The organism is Klebsiella sp. Lac1 (genome assembly GCF_009825425.1).
Lineage (GTDB): Bacteria > Pseudomonadota > Gammaproteobacteria > Enterobacterales > Enterobacteriaceae > Klebsiella > Klebsiella electrica.
This window is the reverse complement of sequence record NZ_VJZJ01000001.1, coordinates 2,548,121-2,572,996: the sequence shown is the minus strand read 5'-3', so window position 1 is coordinate 2,572,996 and position 24,876 is coordinate 2,548,121. Positions and strand designations below refer to the sequence as shown.

Below are 24,876 nucleotides of genomic sequence, written 5' to 3'. Positions count from 1 at the left end.
TATTCTTCAGGTTAATTTATTTGCTGGCGAATAGCGGAAGAATTTCTGGTTTTGTTAATTGATATTGTTTAGGTGTAATACCATATTCTTGTTTGAAAATTTTAATATAGTGAGAGATGTTTTCAAAACCTAACTCATAGGCAGTATCCGTCACAGACATTTTCTGTAAATACTCAAGGGATTTTCTTAGGCGAAGTTTTTTTATATAGTCTCTGGGCGTCAGTAAAGTGATGGTTTTAAATTTTTGACTGAATAATGACAGCGACATATCGACACTCTCGGCGATTTCAGAAATTGACATCCGATTACCCTCTGAAGAGTTCATAATACGAATCGCTTTATTTATCGGATGTTTCTGGTGATGGTGAATGATTTCATGACATCCTTTTATCTTAATTAATTCATAGATGATCTCCTGGCTGGTCAGCCCGAGCAAAAAGTCGATGTTAACATCCTCTTCGATGATGATTTGCTGCGTTCTGCGATGTAGCGAGCAGAGCCGGTCGGTTAACGTCTCCAGCCGGAAGGCCGAATAAGAGATCTCCTGGACCGCGTCAATTCTAAGTATGTCAGATACTTTCTGGTATACCTCATCAATGATCTCATCATTAAATTCATAAACCAGGGCTTTGGTATATTCTGTCATTGACATGAATACGGTGGAATGCGGCGGCAGGAGAACAAATTGTTTATGGTTATAAACGAATCGCTCAGAGTTATTAATGCTGACTTCTTTGCTACCCTGGATAATCGTACAGAGCCGTGCTGAATCATAAGAGCGATACTCATCGCTAAAATTCTTTGGCAGGTCATAATAAAGTAAATTGACATTACTGGTTGGCAATGAAAACTGTGTTTCATCGGTTCGATTGAAGCTTTGAATTCTGAACACGATCCCTGCCTCCTGTTCCTGAAACGATATCAATCAGTATTACTGAAATACCGAAGAAATAAAACATTCCGTTAAAGAGTATAGCAGCGAATGATTAAAAGTAGCTATCATCTTCGGCGATCGTTGGCTACCTTTTTTCGCCGGATGACAGGTATGTCCGGGAATCAGTCATCGTTTTTTACATTGTCGGATAAATCAATAAAGCCGTGCCGGCATAAACTGTGAGAGATTCGATGGGGCACTGGCCCTGCGGACTTCCAGATGTACGGCCGTGTATGGTGACTCAGTGCTTGCTCTATAGCGCCTGTGAGCATAAACAAGGAGGGAGGAAAATTCAGTTTCAGCAGGCAGTAAACCCGGCGAATACTACTATTCGCTACCAGAAATAGTTAATTATATAACAAAATGGTTATTTTTAATTATCATCTTGTTCTTGCAGATGAAATCTTTGCGCATTATTTCGATATTGTTGCGGCGGAATACCGGTATATTTTTTGAATGCATGATAAAAACGGCTGCTGGAATCAAAACCTGATGCGAACATGATGTCCAGAATAGGTTTATCTGTATCACTGAGAAGCGCTCGCGCATGATTAACTCGCATAATTGTAATGTACTGTTTAATCGTGAGTTGCATAACACGCTGAAATATACCCATCGTATAATTAGGGTTTAATCTAACATGGTTTGCAATTTCGTTAATGCAAACTGGACGATGGTAGTTGTGGGAGATATATTCTAACATTTGACTTACATAAAACTGTGCATGCCCTGAAATTTTGTTATTATGCACCTTTGAAATTTTATTTACTGAAACAGGAGTCCATCCGGACAAGCAAAATCTTTTTAACATTATTGTCATTTCATCTATGGCCAGTTGTCGTATCTGCCCGTCTTCGCTGTTGATCTCCCGTTGCCATCTACGAATTTCGAATTTGCCAATTTGTTGTGCAAAACGAGATTTGATGACGCGTCCATGAGTGATATTGTTTATCAACTCCCGGTCTAATGGCCACAATAAAAAAAGATGCATGGGAATATTAAATATCGCCATGTTTCTGCAGTTTTCTATCTTCGTTAGCTGATGTGGGATGCATGCCCAGAATAAAGTAATATAGCCTTGCTTCATTCGGACAGTTTCGTTGTTAAATAAATACTCAACGTCGCCATCAAAGGGAATATTGACTTCAAGTTGTCCATGCCAATGGCTTGATGGCATTATATGGGGAGGGCGCATTTCTATATACATACGCTGGTAATCAGAGTTAAGTGATAAAGGGCTACAGGCTACCGTTTCCGTACTTTGGCGTGAATATGGATCGCCAGTCAGTTGCGGCGCTATCGTTACCTTCATCTCTCCCCCCCTCCTTCACTGGTTACAATCGTCCGGTTCAAGCTTGTTAAGCTGATAGCTTAACTTAACTCTGAAACACTTTTCTCCATTTTTTTTTATCTCTATTCCCGGAAACTCAGATTTTTTCTTAGCAGATGCGAGTTCTTACTTTCCGGGAATAATATGACCGTATGGTGGAAGGAATGAGGCACTGCCAGTGGCATTATGTGATCGTTTAATTCTGCTAAGAGGGATATCGAAATGTCTGTACCAAAAATTACCTTTATCGGCGCCGGTTCGACAGTGTTTGTTAAAAACATACTGGGTGACGTTTTTCAGCGTCCGGCGCTGAAATCTGCGCATGTCGCGCTGATGGATATTGATCCTACGCGACTGGAAGAGTCACACATTGTTGTTCGCAAACTGATGAGTTCTGTTGGCGCTGATGGGAAAATCAGTTGCCACACAGATCAGAAAACGGCGCTGAAAGACGCGGATTTTGTCGTCGTCGCTTTTCAGATTGGCGGCTACGAACCTTGTACTGTGACAGATTTCGACGTCTGTAAACGTCATGGGCTGGAACAGACTATCGCAGATACTCTTGGCCCTGGCGGTATTATGCGCGCCCTGCGTACCATTCCACATTTGTGGCAAATTTGCGAAGACATGACTGAGGTCTGTCCTCACGCCACTATGTTGAACTACGTTAACCCGATGGCAATGAATACCTGGGCGGTGTATGCCCGTTATCCGCATATCAAACAGGTTGGGTTATGCCACTCGGTGCAAGGTACTGCGGAGGAGTTGGCCAGAGATCTCGACCTCGATCCGGGCTTGTTACGCTACCGCTGCGCGGGCATCAACCATATGGCATTCTATTTATCTTTAGAGAAAAAGCAGGCGGATGGTAGTTATGTCAGCCTCTACCCGGATTTGCTCCAGGCCTACGCTGACAAGCGTGTACCGAAGCCGAATATGCATGGCAACCCTCGCTGTCAGAATATCGTGCGTTATGAGATGTTCAAAAAACTCGGTTATTTCGTTACCGAATCCTCCGAACATTTCGCCGAATATACACCGTGGTTTATCAAACCCGGGCGTGAAGATTTGATTGAGCGCTATCAGGTGCCACTTGATGAATACCCGAAACGTTGCATTGAACAGCGGGAAAACTGGCAGAAGGAGTTGGAAGAGTATAAAACCGCCGCGCGCATTAATATTAAGCCATCAAGAGAATACGCCAGCACCATCATGAATGCTATCTGGACCGGTGAGCCGAGCGTTATTTATGGAAACGTGCGCAACAATGGGTTGATCGACAATCTGCCGCAAGGATGCTGCGTAGAGGTGCCATGTCTTGTCGATTCCAATGGTATTCAGCCGACTAAAGTCGGGAGCCTGCCCGCGCATCTTGCTGCAATGATGCTCACTAACATAAATGTACAGACGCTTATTACCGAAGCGATTCTCACGGAAAACCATGAATATATTTACTATGCCGCGATGATGGATCCGCATACTGCCGCCGTACTGGGTATTGATGAAATCTACGCACTTATAGATGATTTGATCGAAAGTCATGGCGATTGGCTACCTGCCTGGGCACAACAACATATTGCTGCCTGCTAACTCACCTGGTCAGCTTATCAGGAAGGCTGACCATATATAAAAATATAGCAAATGGAGACGCTGGTAACAGCGACTGTACCCTATGAGTGTGTCAATAAAAACAAAGTTGAGTTACGGGTTTGGTGCTTTTGGTAAGGATTTCGCGATCATTATCGTTTATATGTATCTGATGTATTACTATACCGATGTAGTTGGTCTGTCGGCAGGTATGGTTGGCTCGTTGTTTCTGGTCGCCCGCATCCTTGATGCACTAGCCGACCCTATTATGGGCTGGATCGTAGACTGTACCCGCTCGCGCTGGGGTAAGTTCAAGCCATGGATTTTAATTGGCACCCTGACCAATTCTGTTGTGCTGTTTATGCTATTCAGTGCCCATCACTTTACAGGTATTGCTCAGCTTGTATGGGTATGGGCAACGTACCTGCTGTGGGGGTTTACCTACACCATTATGGATGTACCATTCTGGTCTCTGGTTCCCACCATTACTCTGGATAAACGGGAACGTGAACAACTGGTCCCCTGGCCGCGCTTTTTTGCCAGCGTAGCCAGTTTTGTTACAGCCGGAATAACTTTACCGTTTGTTAATATGGTAGGGGGAACTGACCGGGGATATGGATTCCAGATGTTTACGCTAGTTTTAATTGCATTTTTTATTGTATCAACCATTGTTACATTGAGAAATGTTCACGAAGTTTATTCTTCTGATAACAGTACAACCGGAGGGGCAGAGCGTACTAATCTAAAACAGATATTAGGTCTTATTTTTAAGAATGATCAGTTAACCTGTATGCTGGTTATGGCATTAGCTTATAATATCGCTTCTAATATTATTCAGGGGTTTGCTATTTATTATTTTAGCTACGTGATGAATAATGCAGATCTTTTCCCCTGGTATATGTCATATGCTGGAGTAGCAAACCTTATTACCTTAATATTTTTCCCTCAACTGGTTAAAAAGTTCTCGCGCCGGATATTGTGGGCCTGTGCATCAATCACGCCTATCCTGAGTTGCGGAATATTGTTATGGATTACCATCACGGCTCATCAATTGATATCCTTGATTTTCATTGCTGGCATTATGCTTAATATTGGTACGGCTCTCTTTTGGGTATTGCAGGTTATCATGGTAGCTGACACTGTGGATTATGGTGAATTCAAACTCAAGATTCGCAGCGAAAGCATTGCCTATTCAGTTCAGACAATGGTAGTTAAAGCGGGGGCCGCATTTGCTGGTTTCATTGTCAGCTTTGTTCTTTCTGTCATTGGCTATGTCCCCAGAGTGACACAGTCAGCATCTACAGTTTATGGCATGCAGATTATTATGATCCTGTTACCCGCGATTTTTTTTGCAATAACCTTAGTCTTTTACTTTAAATTTTACAGGCTGAATGGGGATTTTCTGAGGAAAATAAATATCACTCTGCTGGATAAATACCACACGTCGAACTGATAGATTATCCTGGATAACTATATTCAAGTTATTAAGCTAAAGCCTTGAATGATATTTTTATACATGGCTAATTTTTAGTAATGTACCATATAATTTAAGTTGAAGGGATAATTATGGATGAAATAAAGAAAGTTACAGTGATAATGTCGATAGTTTTTGCACTTTACAGTAGCCAGGTGTTCAGCGCCGGCCCCTGGGTGGAAGGGCGCGAATCATACTGGACTGCTACAAATCAGCACGAGCTGGCATTTCGCGGGGGGTATGATTTTGATAATAGCGCTGGCGTCATGTTGACTAACGCTTATAACACCGGAACATATGATCAGCTTAAACATAGTTGGAATGAACTTGAAGGGTGGTATCCTTTCTGGTCCTCTGCAGATTTTGCCGTAATGGGCGGGGGAATAGTCAATGAGAATACGGAGGGATCGGGAGGTGCAGCCTATTTTGATTTTAGATATTTTGCTTCTCAAAAACTAAATTTTGTTCTGCGAACCCGATACAATTACCGTAATTATGATTCCATGACAATTGACGGTGGTGAACAGGAAAATAATACCGGTGAATTTCACATCGGTGTGAGCTATATTATTGATCCTGACTGGAGTTATTATATTGAACCCACTTATATTCAACAGGCGGCCAATTTTCACTCCGATAACGATCGGACTTATCACTGGGAGGTTAATAATGTACTGACCTATACTGGATTTCACCACTGGGTGCCATATCTGGAAGCGGGTTGGATGGATCGGGTTGTGTCTGAAAACGCCGAGAATTATCGTTTCCGTATCGGACTGAGGTACAACTTCTGACTGAAAATAAATCTGCGGTCCGGAAGTGCTCCGGTTGCACTGAATTCAGGCTATTAGATAAGTGCGTCAAAAATCCAACCTACCCGCATGGATGATTTCACGAAGGGGTGCCCGACTGAGGTAAAGGTAGATCCCATCCGGCGCGGTAGTAGTTTTCACGCTAACCTTTTGAATCAAAATCAGATAATGATTTATGCGAAGGTATGAAAGCAAAAAGCCCGCTTAAGTTTCCTTAAGCGGGCTTCTTAAATATGGCTCCTCTGACTGGGATCGCCTTTGCCAGTAACTGGCTAATAAATAAGCTAAACCTGAATCCCCAATCTGTCAAGACCACCAGAATGACCACCAATCGAATCTGATTACATAAAACTGATTTGAGCAGTCTTGTGCATTAAGTGATCTTTACTATTGTCATATCTACAAGGGTTGTGTTGATCCTGTCCCCGTAGTGGAACTTACAACCTGAGTAAAAAACCTGGCAGTCTGCTTTGTGCCAGGCACCCATTCAGCAGAAATGCTCAGACTATCGGACTCGCAATCACATCTTACTGTAAAAAAAGTAGCAATTTACCTTCTGTTACATATATATAGTTAATTGATTTTTAATATGTATTTTCTATCAGCAGACGTAAGTCTGATAGCCGTGCCCTGTAACCTTGCACACTGCTACTTTGATGAAATGAATGAGGTTAGTGCTGGTATCCCACTTCTCCATATCGCTGACAGTGCGCTTGAAGCCCTACCAGTAGAGGCAGGTAAAGTCGCAATACTTGCTACCGAGCCAACGCATGAAGCCGGTTTTTATCAGCAACGGATAAGAGATTCAGGCAGAGAGGGATTGATTCGCAGGAGCTTCGTTCCACAACCACATCGTTAATTGGGTTAGTAAAAGCAAAAGGCTTCAGGGACCCGGAAGTTCAGGCCAGATGGCATAATTTAATGTCGATGGTGGGGAGCACTCAGGCCGATGCTGTTCTTATTGCATGTACAGATCTTAGCCCACTGATATCGAGGAATTCTTTTAACTTTGCCATCGTGGATACCGCGACAAGCCTCTCCCGGGCGACAATAAGGCACTACAGACGACTGATTGAGGAAAAAAATGATTCTGGTGCGGCACGTTAACTGGTTCATATTCAGTGATTATTGATCCTCGTTAAAATTTATTGTATTACACCATCAGGTGTTTTAGCGCTGCGAAACACGCTACGGCTACGTTCTCGCGGTGTGATGTGCTGATTATGGCCATAAAAAAGTCATACATCGTTTAATTCAGCACGCAATAACGTTTCAAACGCATTACGTGAGTGATGAAGGTCTATTCTGCTATTTTTTATAAAGTAATTTTGTACGGGAAATAACTCGTTAAAAGTATACCCCCTGATATTACCTGTTCTTTTGAACTGCTCAAAAAAGCCAGCAGGTACCAGCGAGACACCGGCTCCGGAGCTGACACATCCAAGAATAGTTCCGTAGCTTGCAATGCTGGTGATATCGACCGTGACCTGATGCTGATTGACCCAACGCTCCAGGGCGTGTCGGTAAGGACACCCGTGCGGCCACATATAAATCCGTTTACCTTTCAGGTCCTGAGGGGCAGAGATCTTTCCCGTAAAAGGAGAGGTAATCAATACCAGTGATTCCTGGTGGGCATTCACATAAGTGATATCCGGATGGTCATCCTTTGTCGCGATGACAGCGCAATCGAGTTTATGCCCGGCGACATCACTGACTAACTGTTGCCATGTCCCTGTACTGAACTGTACCTGGACTGCAGGATAATTCTGGTGGAATTTTGAGAGAACCATCGGTAGACGTCCTGTTGCCGCAGATTCAATCGCTCCGATCCGCAGGATCCCGGCAGGTTCTGATGAGGGTTCAAGTGCCCGGCGGGCTTCCTGGCAGTAAGTCAGTATTTTGCTGGCGTACTCAAGCAGTATTTCTCCCGAAGGTGTGATGACCAGACCGCGCCCCTTGCGGATAAAAAGAGAAACACCCAGTTCCGTTTCCAGGAGCTTGATTCTGTTTGTGATATTTGAGGGAACGCAGTGCAGTCTTTCGGATGCTCTGGCGATGCTACCCTGCTCGGCGACGGTTTTAAACATTTTCAGCTGAGATAAATCCATCCCTTCACACCTCACTAAAAGTGAATAAATAACTCACTATAAGTCAGTTGTAGTGAGTTAATCAATCCTCCTACAATGCCTGGAGCAGGTGGAATCAGACATTATTTTTTAAATGCCGCAATGAAAACCGAAAATAGTTAATTTTTCATCCATTTACCAATGAATGGCTCAGGAGTCTTTAAATACTTTCAGTCCGCGAATAACAGAGGTGAATTTATGACTTCCTTATCTTTGCAATGCTGTGATGACATATCGAAAAAATCTTATTCTATGCAGGAACTGGGTGAGATATTCATCGATGGTTTGCCTGAACATATCGCAATGTTAAAAATTCCTGGTCGTTGGATTGCCGGAGATGTTCGCAGGTCACCCGTGCCCGCACATATTGATCATGTCAAAGACATTCAGAATATGATGTACAAAGTTCTTTGTCATGAGATAACTCAGGAGGCGCAGGCTTATGCAGAAGGGACTTTTCTTGCCTTTCTGAGAAAGGATAAAGTTGATCCCGGTGTCCTCAGCTTCTTTAATGGCTGGAATGAAACGCACAAAACGACAAGCCTGGTATCCGGAAAAATAATCATGCGCCTGTCCGCTGATGCACTTTATATTTCACATGAAGATCAGGCTATCTATCATAACGTTCTGGCTCATATGCATGAAGTAACAAAAGATGACTTTGGACTTGGCCAGAAGGGGCATGACGGAATGTATAAATACATGACAAATGCTTTCAGGGCTGCAGCCTGGGTTGATGATCAATATAAAATCAATGGGTGTAATGAATTCTCTGATTTCCTCTACAATACTGGCATTGCAAAACATAAGTCTGCAATGCGTTCTCCTCAACATCTGCAGTCTGTCATGGATGCCATGATGGTCTCTGTCGCTTCTGAACTCTGGAACGGGCGCGAATACAATTTTCTTGCCCAGTTTATAGAGAGGAAATTATTGTCCTTCAATGCATCGTTAAATGAGGACACTAAAACTTTGCGTAACGCCAAAGGTTACGTCATGGGCCATGCCGGGGAGGTGGAAAACAGACATGGCTTGCATGCGCTGGCCGCGTTACAGGCCTTTGGCCGTATCGCGGGGCTGTCATTCGATACAGAACGACTTAAACATGCCATGCTTGATTATAACAGGAGAGTTGGCGTCGCTTTTTCTGCATTACAAAACGTTCTGACTCACTGAAATATGGAACTGGCTATCCTATTGTTCGTTGCCTGTTATGGGGCAGGTAATGATGCCTCAGGTGTTACAAGAGAAATAAATTTAAAATATGTCTTTGTTGCTTTTGTGGGAGACTGTAATAAGTTATGAATATTGATATTTCTCTTTTTGCACTGGGAGGCTTCGCTTTCTGTGGTGGTCTGATCGATGCTGCTGTTGGTGGCGGAGGGCTTGTTCAAATTCCTGCTCTTATTCATGCTCTACCTGGATCCAGTCTGGCAACGATTTTTGGTACCAACAAACTGGCAGTTCTGCTCGGGAACGCATTTTCTGTCTCAGGGTATCTCCGCCGGGTAAAGATTATATGGAAGCTCATTATTCCAGTAATGGGCGCTGCATTTGTTTTTTCATTCGCTGGCGCATACACGGTCTCTCTTATACCAAGAGAGTTTATGGAATATCTGGTTTTTGTCGTCCTTATTATTATGGCAGTTTATACATTCATAAAAAAAGATCTGGGACGACTACATGCTGATATCAGGATTGGTCTGAAAGAGATGCTGTTGGGGATAGTGTTAGGCGCTTTTATCGGATTCTATGATGGCATATTCGGAGCAGGCAGCGGAAGTCTTTTATTGTTTGCCTTTGTTAAATGTTTTGGCTTTGATTTTCTGAATGCTTCTGCATCAGCCAAATTAATAAACCTTGGGACTTTTACTGCTGCATTGCTTTTTTTTGTACCGTCAGGGAACGTGTTGTGGATAACCGGAGGTATAGTCGGTATTTGTAATGTTGCAGGGGCAATTACGGGCGTATTTTTAGCCTTGCGGTATGGCAGTGGGTTTATCAGAGTTTTTTTCCTGATACTATTACTGTTTCTCATCGGACGAATGGGGATTTCCATTCTCTGAGGCAGTCTGAAAGTAATTTTTCAGACTGTACAGGTTTTTTGATTAAAATTTATAATGGAGATGAAAACCCAGCCGCTTCCAGCACAATATCCTCTATAGATAATACGGGTTCAGGTGTGGTTTCCCAGAATTGTTTTTTTATTGTACGCCATTCTTCATCTGCCATAAATTCTGCCCATGAGTTGTTCATGGCCGTTTGGTCTGTCCATGAAAGCAGGTATATAAACCGGAGTCTGGCACTTTCACCAGATAACCACATAGCCAGTATATTAAAACCATACTTATCTCTCATGATTCTGGCCGCGTGTTTTTCAAATCTTGCCAGAAATTCATCACGTAAATCCGGGTTTATTGTATAAAGACGAAGCTGATTAATCATTGTACCTGTCCTCGTTATTCTGCATTTGCCTGTACCGGGAATCGGGGCGACAGCACGTGACATCAGGACCTGATGCAACAGACTGCAATCAGATGAACTCAGCCCGGATTGTGCGATCTGATCAATCGCCAAATCAAACCAATCACCAACCAAACTGAGCGATGCCGATCATAGCACCCATTCCCCGTGACGAACGACGCCTGATGCAGAAAGCAATCCATAAAACGCACGATAAAAATTATGCCCGCAGGCTGACTGCCATGCTGATGCAGCATCGGGATGACCGTGTCAGCAACGTTATTCGCTCCTGATGGCTCATCTGACGCTCAACCGCATCCTGTGACCAGAGACCTGTTTCTATCAAGGCACTACAGACCATTGCCCGAAATCCGTGGCCGCAGACATCCTCTTTAGTATTATATTCCATCAGCCGCAGCGCCTTATTAACCGTATTTCACTCATTGGTCTGGATGGATTACGGATGCTGGGGAATGATAGGCACCTAAGCCGATGTGGGATTCTTTACCATTAATACGATATTTGAGATACCAGAGACGTGAACCGCCAGGATTGACTAAAAGGTACAGGCTATGACAATCGGAAACTTTGAAAGGTTTAGCGGATGGTTTTAAGCTGCGGGTTTTAGTGTCGTTCAGAGACATATGGTGGTCACTCCATTACCGAACTGACCTGTCCCCGAATTTGACCACCCGTTTTTCCCGATGCAGAGGCAAAAATCAAATGCGCCGGAAGCATTGCCACATTCGCCTGTTGAATCAACATCCTGCCGATGCTGAAAAGCAAAAAGCCCGCTTAAGTTTCCTTAAGCGGGCTTCTTAAATATGGCTCCTCTGACTGGACTCGAACCAGTGACATACGGATTAACAGTCCGCCGTTCTACCGACTGAACTACAGAGGAATCGTGTGAACGGGGCGCATATTAACGGCGGCGCATGGCCTTGTCAAAGACAGAATCACCGGAATGTGTTTGATTGCTGACAATTTCAGCAGTGGGGGTGCGCTTGCGCGATTTTCCATCAATACGCACCGTTATGGTGCGGGTATACCTCTAATGGGGCATAGCGTAATCCGCTTACCGGGCAAATAAATCCTCCATTGCTATCAGAATCGCTTATCACGCCGCCTGGCGCGGCCTTTGCACCGATGCGAAAAAACTGGCAAGCAAATTGCAAAACCTCTGTAACTCAATAGCCAGCGTTGGTACTGGCTTTCCTTACAGGAGGCAAAATGAACTTAAGACGACTGAAGTATTTTGTAAAAATCGTCGATATCGGCAGTCTGACCCAGGCTGCTGAAGTCTTGCACATCGCACAACCGGCGCTGAGCCAGCAGGTGGCGACCCTGGAAGGCGAACTGGACCAGCAGCTGCTGATTCGGACAAAGCGCGGCGTGACGCCGACCGAAGCCGGGAAGATACTCTATACCCATGCGCGCACCATCCTGCGCCAGTGCGAGCAGGCGCAGCTGGCGGTAAATAACGTGGGTCATACGCTCAGCGGCCAGGTCTCGATTGGCCTTGCGCCGGGGACCGCGGCTTCTGCCATTACCATGCCGCTGCTGCAGACGGTCCGCAATGAGCTGCCTGAAGTGATGGTCTACCTGCAGGAAAGTAGCGGAACAGTCCTTAACGATAAACTGCTCAGCGGCCAGCTGGATATGGCCGTGCTTTACGAGCGCTCGCCGGTCGCTGGTATCATCAGCCAGCCTCTGCTGAAAGAAGATCTTTATCTGGTCGGAACCCGCGATTGCCCAGGCCAGAGCGTCGATCTGACCGCGGTGGCGGAGATGAACCTGTTCCTGCCGCGTGATTACAGCGCAGTCCGTGCGCGCGTGACGGAAGCCTTCACGCTGCGTCGTTTGTCGGCGAAGATTATCGGCGAAATCGAATCCATTACGACGCTAACTGCGGCGATCGCCAGCGGAATGGGCGTCACCGTACTGCCAGAATCCGCCGCGCGTTCGCTGTGTGGGGCGGCCAACGGCTGGATGGCGCGGATCAGTACGCCTTCGATGAGCCTGTCCTTATCTCTGAACATGTCGGCGAAAGGCAGCCTGTCGCCGCAGGCGCAGGCGGTGAAAGAGATTTTACTTTCGCTGGTGAGTCGTCCATCGCTGGAAAATCGTGAATTGTTGCTGGTGAGTTAATCTATATTCCTGAAAGGAATAAGTTGCTGGTTTTTATTATTTGTTAGTAAGGACAACAGACTTTAACAATAGTGCATATGTTATGTCTGATAGCCCGGAGGAAAGGGTGAATTTCCAGCAACTAAAAATTATTCGTGAGGCGGCCCGTCAGGATTACAACCTGACGGAAGTCGCAAATATGCTTTACACATCGCAATCGGGCGTGAGTCGTCATATTCGTGAACTGGAAGAAGAGCTGGGGATCGAGATCTTCATCCGCCGCGGTAAGCGTCTGCTGGGGATGACGGAGCCGGGAAAAGCGCTCTTATCCATTGCGGAACGTATCCTCAATGAAGCCAGCAATGTCCGCCGTCTGGCCGACTTGTTTACCAACGATGCGTCCGGCGTGCTCACGATTGCGACGACCCATACCCAGGCGCGCTATAGTCTGCCGCCGGTAATCAAAGCTTTCCGCGAGCTCTTTTCCGATGTGCGGCTGGAACTGATTCAGGGAACCCCCCAGGAGATTGAAGCGCTGTTGCATAACGGTGGCGCGGATATCGGTATCGCCAGTGAACGCCTGAGTAACGATCCGACGCTGGTGGCCTTTCCCTGGTTCCGCTGGCATCACAGCCTGCTGGTGCCGAAAGACCACCCGCTGGTACAAACTACCCCTTTAACTCTGGAAGCCATTTCTCGCTGGCCATTGATTACCTATCGACAGGGCATCACCGGACGCTCGCGTATTGATGAAGCCTTTAATCGTAAAGGGCTGATGCCGGATATTGTCCTTAGCGCACAGGACTCCGATGTCATTAAAACCTATGTTGAGCTCGGGCTTGGCGTCGGGCTGGTGGCGGAGCAATCGGGCGATGCCCGGGAATCAGACACCTTTACCCGCCTCGAAACCCGGCACCTTTTCGATGCCAATACCGTCTGGTTAGGGCTAAAACGCGGGCAGTTGCAACGCAATTATGTCTGGCGGTTTATCGAGTTGTGCAATGCCGGACTGTCGCTGGATGAGATTAAACGCCAGGCCATGGAACCGGAAGAAGTGGCGATTGATTATCAGATCTAACACATTATCGCGGTGGCGGATAAAGGAACTGCGCTCCGCTGCCACGAGGCGGTGAGAAAAACGCTATAATGCACTCACGATTGTCGCGACTGAGGAAGGGAAATAAATGGTGCGGCGTGTGAAATGGTTGTGCTCTCTTTTCATTATTCTCTCAAGCCAGAGTGCGCTGGCTGTCAGTTATCCGCTGCCGCCGGAAGGAAGCCGCCTGGTGGGAAGCCCACAGCTGATTACCGTACCGCATAACAATACTCAACCGCTGGAGACCTTTGCGGCGCAATACGGGCAGGGGCTGAGCAACATGCTGGAAGCGAACCCCGGCGTTGACGTCTTTCTTCCGAGGTCGGGCAGCACGCTGGTTATCCCGCAGCAGCTGATTTTGCCTGCCACGGTTCGCGAAGGCATTGTGGTCAACGTGGCGGAAATGCGCCTCTATTACTACCCGCCGGAAGGAAATAGCGTTGAAGTTTTGCCGATTGGCATCGGCCAGGCGGGGCGTGAAACGCCGCGCAACTGGGTCACGGCCGTAGAACGTAAGCAGGAAGCGCCGACCTGGACGCCAACGGCCAATACGCGGCGTGAATATGCCCGCAGAGGCGAGAGTCTGCCGGCGTTTGTTCCGGCCGGGCCGGATAATCCGATGGGACTGTACGCGATTTATATCGGCAGGCTGTACGCGATTCATGGCACCAATGCCAATTTTGGTATCGGGCTGCGCGTCAGTCAGGGGTGCATTCGCTTGCGTAATGACGATATCAAATATCTGTTCGACAATGTCCCGGTTGGCACCCGCGTGCAGATTATCGATCAGCCGGTGAAGTTTACCGAAGAGCCGGACGGTAGCCGCTGGGTTGAAGTGCATGAGCCACTGTCGCGTAACCGTGCAGAATACGAATCTGACAGAAAAGTACCGTTACCCATGACCACCGGCATGCAGGAGTTTGTAAAAGGAACAGGCGTCAATGTGCTTCGGGCGGAACAGGCCCTTGAACGACGCTCCGGAATGCCGGTCAATATCAGCGAGGCCGGAACGCCAGGCCATATCGGCAGCTAGCGTCGCGCGGCTGTCACCCATTGAGGTGAGATCAAAGCAGAAGAGCAAGAAGCCCGCTTAAGTTTCCTTAAGTGGGCTTCTTAAACAGGGTTCCTCTGTCCGGTATCGTCTCTGCCGCTAACGGGCTGAACGGTGAGCGAAACGAAAATCGGCAGCAAAACCCATCGCAGTAAAAATACAAGCAAAACCTGACTTCGCCAGCATACCCTTTCAAAGCAGGGAATATTCTTATTTCGCCGGGAGGAATCATGATGGCAGACGCCTTATATCCCGATTTTTTTCAGGAATGGGGAGGCGCTTTCGTGTGAGAGCGACGGGCGGTGCTTTCAGGAAAGATAAAAAATCCTGATTGGTTTGTTTTGTTCTGTAATGGCCAGATCATTGATCTGGATCAATACATGTAAAAGTAAGCATGAAAATCAATCACCTTAATGATGATTATTTATAAAATTATCTTAATGAAATCTGAATTAATAATTCTATTAATTGCCATATGAAATATAACAACAATAACTATATTCTTGATGATTTGTTTTACCTATCAAATATCGAGTATCCGTCGGGGCTTTGTTGAATAAATCAGATTTCGGGTAAGTCTCCCCCGTAGCGGGTTGTGTTTTCAGGCAATACGCACGCTTTCAGGCATACCTGCTTTCGTCATTTTGTTCAGCGCTCGTACCAGGGCCATAGCCTCCGCAACCTGACCATCGTAGTCACGCAGCGTCAGTGAACCCCCGAACAGCTGTTTTACCCGGTACATCGCCGTTTCCGCTATCGAGCGACGGTTGTAATCTGTTGTCCATTTCCACCGCGCATTACTCCCGGTCATTCGCTGATTAGCCACTGCACGGTTACGGTCTGCATATTCACCGGGCCAGTAACCCGCACCTTTTCGGGGAGGGATAAGCGCGCTGATTTTCTTACGCCGCAGTTCATCGTGACAGAGCCGGGTGTCGTAAGCGCCGTCTGCCGATGCTGCCCTGATTTTTCTGTGAGTCTGCCGGATAAGACCCGGGAAGGCTTCTGAGTCCGTCACATTGTTCAGCGACAGGTCAGCGCAGATGATTTCATGTGTTTTACTGTCAACGGCGAGATGCAGCTTACGCCAGATACGGCGGCGTTCCTGGCCATGCTTTTTGACTTTCCACTCGCCTTCACCGAAGACCTTCAGCCCGGTGGAATCAATTACCAGGTGTGCGATTTCACCCCGGGTGGGCGTTTTGAAACTGACATTAACCGACTTTGCCCGCCTGCTGACACAGCTGTAATCCGGGCAGCGTAGCGGAACGTTCATCAGAGAAAAAATGGAATCAATAAAGCCCTGCGCAGCGCGCAGGGTCAGCCTGAATACGCGTTTAATGACCAGCACAGTCGTGATGGCAAGGTCAGAATAGCGCTGAGGTCTGCCTCGTGAAGAAGGTGTTGCTGACTCATACCAGGCCTGAATAGCTTCATCATCCAGCCAGAAAGTTATGGAGCCACGGTTGATGAGGGCTTTATTGTAGGTGGGCCAGTTGGTGATTTTGAACTTTTGCTTTGCCACGGAACGGTCTGCGTTGTCGGGAAGATACGTGATCTGATCCTTCAACTCAGCAAAAGTTCGATTTATTCAACAAAGCCATCCGTCGGTTAAAAACAGTTAGTCCGCCTGTTGATGGTGTGATTATACTGAGATTGTTTTAATATTTATTAAGCGAAATATCTGTTGTGTTTTTTTTATTTGCCAAATGACAGATGAAGTGTAATTGCGTATTGCACTGTGATTTTTTGCTTGTCAGATGACAGCGCAGGGTAAATGCATAGCAATTTGTATTAATGATAACTGTATTAGTGTTAGTGGTATTGTTTTCATCTGTTCATCGTGAGTCATGTTGTATCAGGATGTCCTGTAATCCGTTATCTGAACAATAAAATAATCTCTGACGGGATTGTTGTACGTAACGGATTATTGCAATTCCTGAATTTTACCCGGAGCTTTGACGTAAACGTATGCATAACCGTTACATAATAAATGGAACCGTTGAGTTTCATCCGGCAACCAGTACGTTGCGCGATCTTAATAATCATGACAATGTTATTATCTTAAATTCACCGGCCAGTCGGTGTTTATTGCTGCTTATTGAACGGATTGGCAGTATCGTCACCCAGCAAGAGTTTCTGGATATTGTCTGGACAAAATGTGGTATGCAGGTATCCACTAATACATTTTATCAAAATATTTCTATTCTGCGTAAAGGCCTTAAAAAAACGGGCCTTGATGAAGAGCTGGTTGTGACGATTTCGCGAGTGGGGTTAACACTGGCCAGCGGTGTATATATTAAAAAATTAACCTCTGAACAGCAGGTTGAAACCAGCCCTATGCCTTCTCACAGTCTCTCTTTTGCTGAGACTCAGTTGGAGAAGAAACTTAAAACGCAACCTCCGCCGTCATCTGAGGATGATGTCGACGCGCTGATAACCCATAAAGAAGAGGTACTCCTCCCGGAACGCCAGGACACAGAGAGAAAAACAGAATGTCGTCGCCGGTTGCCAGGCATAATAGTTGGCGCACTGCTGTCGATTATTCTTCTTCTGGCAGGATATATCGCGGTGAGTCGTTATGCTGAAGGGCAAAACCAGTACTTTTCTCACTACGATTTCCTGAGAACCATCGAGGGTTGTCACATCTATCTCTCGGACGGCATCACCACTGATAAAGAGCGTTCTACCGCTCTCAGAAGAGCCAGCCAGTTCCTGGATAACTGCACAAATTATCCATGGGTATATGTTACCCGTTTTCCTATGCTGCCGAGAACCTCCGTTATTCGCTGTGACAGGCAGATGAACGAACCGAACAGCTGTATTTCTGATTATTTTTTTGAGGTCCAGTAAGTGAGAACCAGCCGTATATTGAAGGTACTGCTGCCGGTATTAGCGATAGCGACTGCCGCGGTGTCTATTTATTCATTATGGAATAAAAATCGACTCGACGAATTCTCCTGTGTTGCCAGCTTTTCTCAGCATTATGAGAATGAAAATATTGATGTTTCCCTGCGCTTTATGTTTAACGGCAAGGCTGGGGTGGTGAGTATTAATGGCCGTGCACAATCTGATGCGAAGAAGGTTTTTAACCGGAAGATATCGTTTTCCATGCGCAGACATCAGTACATCTATTATCTGACATCAGAGAAGAATCTTAAGTTTCCGGATGATAATGTGGATGATGGCTGGTTGAGTCAGTACGAGCCTGATTTTTTCGTTTACCCGGATAAGAGCCTTCATATTCGGATAAACCAACAAAAAAGTGGCAACTATCTCTTTATGATCTCAGTGCTTCCTACCTATATCTGTAATGTCGCTGACTAATCATGCGTTTCAGAAAAGAAAAAGGTGCAGAATGATCTGCACCTTGTGGTTAATCGGCAAATCAGGCAGCCCGCATGAAATCCCCGTTGCTGACGTTGTTAGCAAACTGGAGCACGGTAGAAGTCACGGCATTCGGGTCATCCCAGCCCACCACGGCGCCACCGATGGCACCAGCTACGACGCCAATCAGGCCGCCGCCAATCATGCCTACCAGCTGGCCGATGGAGCCAACGCCGAGGAGACCGCCGCCGTCACCGCCGTGCATGCCGCCAATGATCGCACCAGCGCATCCTGCTGCGGTGGCGCCCAGAATAGCGCTGGTCAGAGAGCTAAAAAGACCTGCCCCGGAGACAGCATCAATTTCCATTACATTTAATTCGCGCATTTGGTTCTTCCTTTAGTTAACTATAAAGCGTCGTTACAGAAATATCCCGGCATTCATTTTTGCCGTCATTTCTGATGTATTGATTATGCCCATGGCATATATGTAAATAAATAGAATTACTTCTATTTTACCTTTCCTGGTTACCGGTTTTTGTAATTTTAAAATCGTTGCGGCTAATGTAAGAGCGGCAACGGGGGAGATCAGGTATTTAAAATGAATCGTTTCACACAGCGTTGAAGTCGGCCAATTTCGTTTTCCATGCTCTCTTTATCCGGATATACGCTGGTAAAATTGATAATATCCTGTCCGGCGATGCAGGATGCGAAGGTAACCTGCCAGACACGTTGCCCGCTAGCGGATACGAAGGTAAAGACAACTTCTATTGTTTCACCAAATGCATCGTCGCCTTGCCACTTATCCATTTTCACAAAATTAAATTGCTTAAATATTTTTTGCGCGTTGTCTAACTGTAAAGACATCTGTTCCGCAAAAGACCAGCCGGGCATCATGCGGTCGCGATTGATGGTGATTTGCTGGCCATGGCGGAAGGAGATGATATTAACCGCCTGGTTTCTAATCTCTTCTTCAAAATCTACGGTTCCTTCAAGGCATACTAAATGGTTGCTCATACTGTCTCCTGAATGTAAGACGATGGAGTGGCGAAGGGGTGGGAGAGACCCCATTTTTAATCACCAGTCAGCCTGCAGGGCTGCCTGAGAATGTTTGATGGCATGGATAAAATCGCGCTTTGCCACTTCAATGACGCCGTGGCGATGGATCTCAATAATACGGTCAGCGCTTAATATGGTTTCCGGACGGTGCGCAATAATAATCCGGGTGACATTCATCTGCCTGATGGCGTCATTGATGGCGCTTTCACGGGCTATATCCAGGTGGCTGGTCGCTTCATCAAGAATCAGCAGACGTGGGTTTCGATACAGTGCCCGCGCGAGAATAACGCGTTGTATTTGCCCACCAGAGAGGGAGGATCCCATATCGCCGACCATACTGTTGTAACCCATGGGCATCGCCATGATGTCATCGTGAATCTGCGCGATTCTGGCCACCTTTTCCACCCGCAGTCGATCGAGGCTGGCATCAAAGAAGCTGATGTTATCGATAATCGAACCGGCAAAGAGCTGGTCGGTTTGCATCACGCTGCCGATCAGGTCGCGGTAGAGCGTCATCCCGAGTTTGCCGTGGTCGATGCCGTTGATACAGATGCTGCCGTTCCCTGGCTTAAGTAAGCCTAACAGGAGTTTTGCCAGCGTCGTTTTACCCTGCCCGGAAGGGCCGATAATGGCTACCGATTCGCCGGCCGCGATCTCCAGATTAAAGCCCGTGAAAATTTCTGCATCGGTAGCGGAGTAGCGAAACGAGAGCTGATTGACGGCCAGATGCACCGATCCTTCCTGCTCAGGCAGCGCGACGCTGCTTGCCAGGTCCGCTTCTTTTTCGCTCAGCACAATGTCCGAGAGGCGTTCGCCATGCAAACGCAGCATTTTGAAGTCAATCAGCGCATTAATCAGACCGGCAGATCGCGAAATAAACTGGTCGGAAAAGCTGATAAAGGCGACCAGCATCCCGCTGGTAAAGTTGCCATCCAGCACCTGTGCGGCGGCCAGCCAGATCAGTACGATTTTACCGGTGCCTGAAATGATGCTTTGTAACGTACTGAAACCAATAGAGAGTTTTTGGGTGGTAATGCCTTTGTTGGTGGATTGTACGGTCTCATTGGTAAAGGTTGAAACGCGCAAATCCTGTTTGTTGTTGAGCTTGATCGCCTGAACCCCGCGAATGGACTCCAGCAGTTGCGACTGTGCCTGCGCCGAAGCCAGCAGCTGGTCTTCGCTTGCCTGACGAAAAGGTTCGAATGAGATCCAGCGGATTAGCGCATAGAGCAGGAACAGGCCAATAACGATAAAGGTCAGGGTGGCATTGTAGGCAAAAATCACGCCCAGGGTGACCATAGCCATGATGCCGTCGAAGATGGAGGAGATAAACCGGCCGGTCAGCGTGCTTTGTATATTCGCGATGGAGCCAAAGCGTGACAGGATGTCGCCCACGTGGCGATCTTCAAAATAGCTCAGCGGCAAACCCAGCAGGTGAGCGCACAGATTGCTGGACCACTGCACGCTCAGCATACTGGAGAACCAGGTCGTCACCCAGCTGCGCAGCGCGCCAATCAGATTCTGGAACAGCGTAATAAAAATAAACGCGACGCCAAGCAGCGTCAGCAAATCCCGGTCAGCGGAGACCAGCACCTGGTCAATGACCCACTGCATATAAAAGGGCGTAATGATGCCGAAGAACTCGAGCGCCAGAGAGAGCAGCGCCACCTGAATAAATGCCGAACCGATACCCGAGACGTTACGGATAAGACTCAGCATCGAGATCGATTTTTTCTCATCCTTGCGCTCAAAGGTGGCGGCAGGATAGAGTTCCAGCGCCACGCCGGTGAAGGATCGTGATACCTCATCCATCGCCACCTTACGCACGCCGCGCGCCGGGTCGTGGATAGCGATGGTATTTTTGTTGATGCTTTTCAACACCACGAAATGGTTCATATCCCAGTGCAGGATGCAGGGCAGCTTCAGCTTATTGAGTTCATCCAGTTCGAGGCGGACCGCGCGGCAGCCCATATCTAACTTTTGCGTAAAAGACATCACATCGGCCAGCGTGCTGCCTTTTTGCGATGAGGGAAAACGATGACGCAGGGACACCATATCTATCTGATGGCCGTAATAGCCCGCGATCATCCCGACGCAGGTCAGCCCGCATTCCGCGGCCTGAGTTTGTCGCAGGACGGGGAGTTTATGGCGAAACGACAAATTAAGTTTATGAAAGAGATCCATGATCACCTGAGTTAGCATTTGAAATTATAAAGAGGTCATTTTGCCAAGCGCATTAAGCGGCTCGAGAACCCATTCGTAGATACGGCGCTTATCGACGATAAAATCCGCATCGAGCGCGCTACCGGGACGCAGGGCGAACTGTTTGCCGTAGGCTTGCACCGACTGGCTATCGAGCGTGACCTTGACCTGATAAAGCGGCTCCTGAATCTGGGTATTGCCGGTGAGGCTGGCGACCTCCTGAGGTGACAGAGGGGATGTCGAGATTTCACTGACCGCGCCAGAGTGCTGCCCAAATTTTTGCCAGGGAAAGGATTCATAGCGCAGCACCACCCGCTGACCGCTCTGGATAAAACCGATGGCCCGGCTGCTGAGCAGGATCCTTGCCTGTAGATGAGCGTTGTCCGGGAGGAGCATGGCGATAGTTTGCCCGGCGCTGACTATCTGCCCCGGCTTCACCAGCACGGCGCTTACCGTCCCCTGTTCCGGCGCGCGCAGATCCACCGACCGGCGTGATTCGTTTTCCATCATCGATTGCGTGATATCCGACAGCTTTTGCTGCAGGTCATTCTTTTGCTGAAAGTAGGTAAGAGGCTGCTCACGCAGCTGCTGGCGTGTTTGCGCGTGCTGTTGCCTGATTTCAATACGTTGGCGGGCAACGTCCTGTAATCGTACTTTGGCATCCAGCAGTTCACTCTCCTGCTGTTCGACCTGGGTATTAGAGGCGTAGCCTTCGGCGCGCATTGCCGTCATTTTGTCGACCTGCTTTTGGCTCAGCGCAATTTGCCGCTGACGCTGGCGATAAATGGTATCCAGCTCCGTCGTTTGTTGCGCCAGCAGGCTGCTTCTTTCTTGTAAGGACTTCAACGCTTCAACATTTCGTTGTTCGAGGTTGGTTAACTGTTGAGTCACCCCCTGGGACTGGATCTCAAGCTGTCTGGCTATCGCCTCGCGCGTCTGGCCATAGCGCGCGGTAGAGATTTCGGAAGAGACCGTGGCAATACGTTCGCCTTTTTTTATCCCACGACCTTCGCGGACGGGGAGGGCGGTAACGGTGCCAGCCGTCATGGCGGTAATGGTCATAATGCCGGTTTCCGGGGTCAGTACCCCTTTCGCCGTTTCACGTTTGGTGTAGCTTCCGAGGCTGCAAAAACCGACCAGCGCGATCGTCAGGGCGCATACCATCGCCACGATCAGCCAGCGGAAGGGGGGGCAGTAAAGTGCAACCGGACCTAACACTTTGGTTTTGTTCGCATCCAGTGATTCTTTACGAAATAAGTCGTGATTCATTGTCGAAAGCTCCGGTTACGTGGCACGGCAATCAAGACTGCGCATCGCGGCGTAATCCAGCGTTCCAGTGGCTGATTTTAGATTGACTATCGACTGAATCAGCGCGTTCTGAGTTTGAGCAAGGTCCTGAATAGCCCGGTAATATTCATTTTCTGCATTAAATTCGTCGATCAGTGTCCGCTGGCCGATTTCCCGTCCATAGCGGGTTGAGGTCAACCGCTTACCTGCCGAGCCGATCGCCCGCTGGTAGGCTTTAATCAGCGACCGGGCGTTTCGTACCCCCGATATCGCCTGTAAGGTCTGCTGTTCCGCTTTGCGACGCGCATCAATCAGCAGATCTTTGCTTTGTTCAAAGCGATGGGCCGCTTCCAGACTCTGTGAAATGTGGCTTCCGCCGGCGAACAGGGGGATGGCGATATTGATGCCAATGGTGGTGTTGTCTGTTTTGGCGGTGGTGCCGAACAGGTCGTCAAGTACGTTACTGCCTTCCGCCCGGCTCCAGTTTTTGCCATAACCGGCCTGCAGGGTCACGACCGGCAGATGGTTGGCCGTGGCCGTAACCAGATCGGCTTCGCTGCCTTTAATGGCTTGCAGGGCGGCGAGCACCTCAAGATTGCTCGCCGCCGCCGTGCGTTTTAATTGCTCCGGATTCATGTCGTCAGCGTAGCGAACGCAGTCCAGCCTCCGATCGGCAATGTCCTGAGCATCCAGACCGGTCAACTGATGAAAAACCACTCTGGCATCATTAAGCGTGTTTTCAGCTGCCAGTTCATCAGCGACCGCTTTGTCATAATTAGCCTGCGCCTCCGCTTCATCCAGCCGCGTTCCGTCGCCTAACTTCAACGATTTTTGTACCTGTTGCAGCCGCGCATCAAACGCGGTAAGGATTTTGCGCTGGGTTTCGAGGACGCTGCGCTGATACACCACGCTGTAATAAGCCGTTACCACATCAGCGATCATTTTTTGCTGCGCGATCAGGTAATTCACATCGGCCAAATCGCTGATGACCACGGTTTTACGCCAGTTGGCATATCTGGCGACGTCAAAAACAGGCTGTGTCAGATTAAAACTGTAATTATGCCGGGTGACGCCCGCCGAATAGGCGGCGTCCGGCTGGTCGGCTTTATTCCAGGCGGCGTTGAGGGTGACGACCGGCAGTAATCCGGCAAATCCCTGATATTTCTTTTGTCCATCTGCGTCATGCACTCTGCGTGCCGCATTAAATTCTGCGTTATAAGCACTGGCTGCAAGCAGGGCCTGCTGAAGCGACAGCGCGCAAGCATTCCCGCACCACAATAATCCGACGGTAAGCGAAATAAGTATTTTGTTAAACATGGTGTTCCACGGGACTTAGTGATTAAAAAAGGTGTTCTGATGTAAAAAACGGCGTAATTCACTTTCGTTTGTGAGATGGAGCTTATCCATCGCTTTACGCTTCTGCGTCGAGACGGTACTCATCGCACGGCATTTTTTTGAGGCTATTTGTGACAGCGAATAACCCTGATTGATCAGATTGAGAACTTCCCACTCTTTGGTGGTCAGTTCATCCGATGGGTGTTGCAAAAGTTCTCTAATAGTCTGTGATACATAAGGTTCTGCGTGTGGGGAGGCGATTGCGCTCATCAATGCCTTCAGCAATTCATGCGGAGTATCATGGGGGCTTATCAGAATATTCATTCCTGAATGCACCATTTTCCTCAGCAACATCGGCTTCATATTTTGTGCAAAGAGCACTGTCACCATCTGCTGGTGGGGGCAAATAACGGAAAGCATCTTTCTGATTTCCGTTTCGTGGAAAAAACCATCGAAGAGGCAGGATGAATTAATCATCAGAATATCTATTTTATTATTTTCAACCGCGCTTAACAGAGTGTTCAGATCGGGTAAATGATGTAGCGTTAAATAGCGTGTCGGGAGTTCACGCTGCAAACAGGTGGTGATGAGGTCATAGGTCATGAAATACTTATGAAAGTAGGTAATGTTAAGCGTCATGTTTTGCATGGGAGACTATAATTGTGTCGA

Annotated in this window: 22 protein-coding genes, 1 tRNA gene and 3 pseudogenes; 12 read left to right on the top strand and 14 right to left on the bottom strand. The window is 47.6% G+C overall.

The genetic code is table 11. The features are described from left to right. Positions 1-16: 16 nt before the first annotated feature. Complete coding sequence (locus FNY10_RS12715; protein ID WP_100684138.1) at positions 17-892, bottom strand: helix-turn-helix transcriptional regulator; 876 nt, start codon at positions 890-892, stop codon at positions 17-19. 415 nt (positions 893-1,307) lie between these two features. Next, positions 1,308-2,246, bottom strand: a complete 939-nt coding sequence (gene melR, locus FNY10_RS12710) for a transcriptional regulator MelR (protein ID WP_160702666.1) — start codon at positions 2,244-2,246, stop codon at positions 1,308-1,310. A gap of 240 nt (positions 2,247-2,486) precedes the next feature. On the opposite strand from melR, the gene FNY10_RS12705 reads away from it, so the two are divergent. The 4 genes from FNY10_RS12705 to FNY10_RS26975 all read left to right on the top strand — a co-directional run bounded on the left by FNY10_RS12705 (position 2,487) and on the right by FNY10_RS26975 (position 6,996). Continuing rightward, entirely contained in the window at positions 2,487-3,854 is a 1,368-nt protein-coding gene (locus FNY10_RS12705; RefSeq protein ID WP_103786951.1) for an alpha-glucosidase/alpha-galactosidase, read from the top strand. A gap of 82 nt (positions 3,855-3,936) precedes the next feature. Continuing rightward, positions 3,937-5,304 (top strand): melibiose:sodium transporter MelB, encoded by a 1,368-nt coding sequence (gene melB / locus FNY10_RS12700; protein WP_160702664.1) that lies wholly within the window; start codon positions 3,937-3,939, stop codon positions 5,302-5,304. A gap of 113 nt (positions 5,305-5,417) precedes the next feature. Further along, complete coding sequence (locus tag FNY10_RS12695; RefSeq protein ID WP_160702662.1) at positions 5,418-6,119, top strand: oligogalacturonate-specific porin KdgM family protein; 702 nt, start codon at positions 5,418-5,420, stop codon at positions 6,117-6,119. A 607-nt stretch (positions 6,120-6,726) separates the two neighbouring features. Continuing rightward, positions 6,727-6,996: an aspartate/glutamate racemase family protein gene (locus FNY10_RS26975; protein WP_227699381.1), complete on the top strand. Its 270-nt coding sequence runs from the start codon at positions 6,727-6,729 to the stop codon at positions 6,994-6,996. 379 nt (positions 6,997-7,375) lie between these two features. Here FNY10_RS26975 and FNY10_RS12685 read toward each other — a convergent pair whose 3' ends face one another. Continuing rightward, entirely contained in the window at positions 7,376-8,245 is an 870-nt protein-coding gene (locus FNY10_RS12685) for a LysR family transcriptional regulator (RefSeq protein ID WP_131048042.1), read from the bottom strand. Positions 8,246-8,461: 216 nt separating this feature from the next. Between FNY10_RS12685 and FNY10_RS12680 the strand changes: the two genes are divergently transcribed. Both FNY10_RS12680 and FNY10_RS12675 read left to right on the top strand, forming a co-directional pair. Next, the gene (locus tag FNY10_RS12680) at positions 8,462-9,439 is read left to right on the top strand and encodes a hypothetical protein (RefSeq protein ID WP_160702660.1); all 978 of its coding nucleotides are present in this window, start codon (positions 8,462-8,464) and stop codon (positions 9,437-9,439) included. 125 nt (positions 9,440-9,564) lie between these two features. Next, positions 9,565-10,329, top strand: a complete 765-nt coding sequence (locus FNY10_RS12675) for a TSUP family transporter (RefSeq protein ID WP_160702658.1) — start codon at positions 9,565-9,567, stop codon at positions 10,327-10,329. A gap of 49 nt (positions 10,330-10,378) precedes the next feature. On the opposite strand, the gene FNY10_RS12670 is transcribed toward FNY10_RS12675, so the two are convergent. Then, positions 10,379-10,708 (bottom strand): NIPSNAP family protein, encoded by a 330-nt coding sequence (locus FNY10_RS12670; protein WP_160702646.1) that lies wholly within the window; start codon positions 10,706-10,708, stop codon positions 10,379-10,381. A 161-nt stretch (positions 10,709-10,869) separates the two neighbouring features. Here FNY10_RS12670 and FNY10_RS12665 point away from each other — a divergent pair. Next, positions 10,870-11,016 (top strand): annotated as a pseudogene (locus tag FNY10_RS12665) (IS630 family transposase); the annotation flags it as partial. Here the strand turns inward: FNY10_RS12665 and FNY10_RS27345 are convergent. The 3 genes and pseudogenes from FNY10_RS27345 to FNY10_RS12655 form a co-directional block, all read right to left on the bottom strand. Beyond that, positions 10,947-11,206 (bottom strand): annotated as a pseudogene (locus FNY10_RS27345) (hypothetical protein); the annotation flags it as partial. The pseudogenes FNY10_RS12665 and FNY10_RS27345 sit on opposite strands and share 70 nt — an antisense overlap. Continuing rightward, positions 11,203-11,370: pseudogene (locus FNY10_RS26970) on the bottom strand (Arm DNA-binding domain-containing protein); the annotation flags it as partial. The pseudogenes FNY10_RS26970 and FNY10_RS27345, both read right to left, overlap by 4 nt. Positions 11,371-11,551: 181 nt before the next feature. Next, positions 11,552-11,627, bottom strand: a tRNA-Asn gene (locus tag FNY10_RS12655). Positions 11,628-11,956: 329 nt separating this feature from the next. Here FNY10_RS12655 and nac point away from each other — a divergent pair. From nac to ldtA, 3 genes are all read left to right on the top strand, one after another. Next, the gene (nac, locus tag FNY10_RS12650) at positions 11,957-12,874 is read left to right on the top strand and encodes a nitrogen assimilation transcriptional regulator NAC (RefSeq protein WP_100684126.1); all 918 of its coding nucleotides are present in this window, start codon (positions 11,957-11,959) and stop codon (positions 12,872-12,874) included. A gap of 106 nt (positions 12,875-12,980) precedes the next feature. Beyond that, positions 12,981-13,931, top strand: coding sequence for an HTH-type transcriptional regulator Cbl (gene cbl / locus FNY10_RS12645; protein WP_100684125.1), 951 nt, complete (start codon positions 12,981-12,983; stop codon positions 13,929-13,931). Positions 13,932-14,040: 109 nt separating this feature from the next. Beyond that, the gene (gene ldtA / locus FNY10_RS12640) at positions 14,041-14,982 is read left to right on the top strand and encodes a L,D-transpeptidase (RefSeq protein ID WP_160703289.1); all 942 of its coding nucleotides are present in this window, start codon (positions 14,041-14,043) and stop codon (positions 14,980-14,982) included. Between the two features lie 619 nt (positions 14,983-15,601). Here ldtA and FNY10_RS12635 read toward each other — a convergent pair. Further along, positions 15,602-16,570, bottom strand: coding sequence for an IS5-like element IS903B family transposase (locus tag FNY10_RS12635; RefSeq protein ID WP_013815099.1), 969 nt, complete (start codon positions 16,568-16,570; stop codon positions 15,602-15,604). A gap of 401 nt (positions 16,571-16,971) precedes the next feature. On the opposite strand from FNY10_RS12635, the gene FNY10_RS12630 reads away from it, so the two are divergent. Continuing rightward, on the top strand, positions 16,972-17,853 hold the full coding sequence (locus FNY10_RS12630; RefSeq protein ID WP_141964305.1) for a winged helix-turn-helix domain-containing protein: 882 nt from the start codon (positions 16,972-16,974) through the stop codon (positions 17,851-17,853). After that, on the top strand, positions 17,854-18,327 hold the full coding sequence (locus FNY10_RS12625) for a hypothetical protein (protein WP_160702644.1): 474 nt from the start codon (positions 17,854-17,856) through the stop codon (positions 18,325-18,327). A 61-nt stretch (positions 18,328-18,388) separates the two neighbouring features. On the opposite strand, the gene FNY10_RS12620 is transcribed toward FNY10_RS12625, so the two are convergent. From FNY10_RS12620 to FNY10_RS12595, 6 genes are all read right to left on the bottom strand, one after another. Next, positions 18,389-18,712 carry a colicin V synthesis protein gene (locus tag FNY10_RS12620; protein ID WP_131050456.1) on the bottom strand — a complete coding sequence of 108 codons (324 nt, stop codon included), beginning with the start codon at positions 18,710-18,712 and terminating at the stop codon, positions 18,389-18,391. Positions 18,713-18,912: 200 nt separating this feature from the next. Further along, on the bottom strand, positions 18,913-19,341 hold the full coding sequence (locus FNY10_RS12615; protein WP_131050457.1) for a DcrB-related protein: 429 nt from the start codon (positions 19,339-19,341) through the stop codon (positions 18,913-18,915). 60 nt (positions 19,342-19,401) lie between these two features. Further along, positions 19,402-21,567: a peptidase domain-containing ABC transporter gene (locus FNY10_RS12610; protein WP_160702642.1), complete on the bottom strand. Its 2,166-nt coding sequence runs from the start codon at positions 21,565-21,567 to the stop codon at positions 19,402-19,404. Positions 21,568-21,591: 24 nt separating this feature from the next. Further along, the gene (locus FNY10_RS12605; RefSeq protein WP_160702640.1) at positions 21,592-22,854 is read right to left on the bottom strand and encodes an HlyD family efflux transporter periplasmic adaptor subunit; all 1,263 of its coding nucleotides are present in this window, start codon (positions 22,852-22,854) and stop codon (positions 21,592-21,594) included. A 15-nt stretch (positions 22,855-22,869) separates the two neighbouring features. Further along, positions 22,870-24,189 carry a TolC family outer membrane protein gene (locus FNY10_RS12600; protein WP_160702638.1) on the bottom strand — a complete coding sequence of 440 codons (1,320 nt, stop codon included), beginning with the start codon at positions 24,187-24,189 and terminating at the stop codon, positions 22,870-22,872. A 15-nt stretch (positions 24,190-24,204) separates the two neighbouring features. Then, positions 24,205-24,810: a helix-turn-helix transcriptional regulator gene (locus FNY10_RS12595; protein WP_160702636.1), complete on the bottom strand. Its 606-nt coding sequence runs from the start codon at positions 24,808-24,810 to the stop codon at positions 24,205-24,207. Positions 24,811-24,876: the final 66 nt, after the last annotated feature.

Coding starts and splice junctions, on each gene's coding strand:
- melR (WP_160702666.1), bottom strand. CDS start 2,246: ATGAAGGTAACGATAGCGCCGCAACTGACTGGCGATCCATATTCACGC.
- FNY10_RS12705 (WP_103786951.1), top strand. CDS start 2,487: ATGTCTGTACCAAAAATTACCTTTATCGGCGCCGGTTCGACAGTGTTT.
- melB (WP_160702664.1), top strand. CDS start 3,937: ATGAGTGTGTCAATAAAAACAAAGTTGAGTTACGGGTTTGGTGCTTTT.
- FNY10_RS12695 (WP_160702662.1), top strand. CDS start 5,418: ATGGATGAAATAAAGAAAGTTACAGTGATAATGTCGATAGTTTTTGCA.
- FNY10_RS26975 (WP_227699381.1), top strand. CDS start 6,727: ATGTATTTTCTATCAGCAGACGTAAGTCTGATAGCCGTGCCCTGTAAC.
- FNY10_RS12685 (WP_131048042.1), bottom strand. CDS start 8,245: ATGGATTTATCTCAGCTGAAAATGTTTAAAACCGTCGCCGAGCAGGGT.
- FNY10_RS12680 (WP_160702660.1), top strand. CDS start 8,462: ATGACTTCCTTATCTTTGCAATGCTGTGATGACATATCGAAAAAATCT.
- FNY10_RS12675 (WP_160702658.1), top strand. CDS start 9,565: ATGAATATTGATATTTCTCTTTTTGCACTGGGAGGCTTCGCTTTCTGT.
- FNY10_RS12670 (WP_160702646.1), bottom strand. CDS start 10,708: ATGATTAATCAGCTTCGTCTTTATACAATAAACCCGGATTTACGTGAT.
- nac (WP_100684126.1), top strand. CDS start 11,957: ATGAACTTAAGACGACTGAAGTATTTTGTAAAAATCGTCGATATCGGC.
- FNY10_RS12630 (WP_141964305.1), top strand. CDS start 16,972: ATGCATAACCGTTACATAATAAATGGAACCGTTGAGTTTCATCCGGCA.
- FNY10_RS12620 (WP_131050456.1), bottom strand. CDS start 18,712: ATGCGCGAATTAAATGTAATGGAAATTGATGCTGTCTCCGGGGCAGGT.
- FNY10_RS12615 (WP_131050457.1), bottom strand. CDS start 19,341: ATGAGCAACCATTTAGTATGCCTTGAAGGAACCGTAGATTTTGAAGAA.
- FNY10_RS12610 (WP_160702642.1), bottom strand. CDS start 21,567: ATGGATCTCTTTCATAAACTTAATTTGTCGTTTCGCCATAAACTCCCC.
- FNY10_RS12605 (WP_160702640.1), bottom strand. CDS start 22,854: ATGAATCACGACTTATTTCGTAAAGAATCACTGGATGCGAACAAAACC.
- FNY10_RS12600 (WP_160702638.1), bottom strand. CDS start 24,189: ATGTTTAACAAAATACTTATTTCGCTTACCGTCGGATTATTGTGGTGC.
- FNY10_RS12595 (WP_160702636.1), bottom strand. CDS start 24,810: ATGACCTATGACCTCATCACCACCTGTTTGCAGCGTGAACTCCCGACA.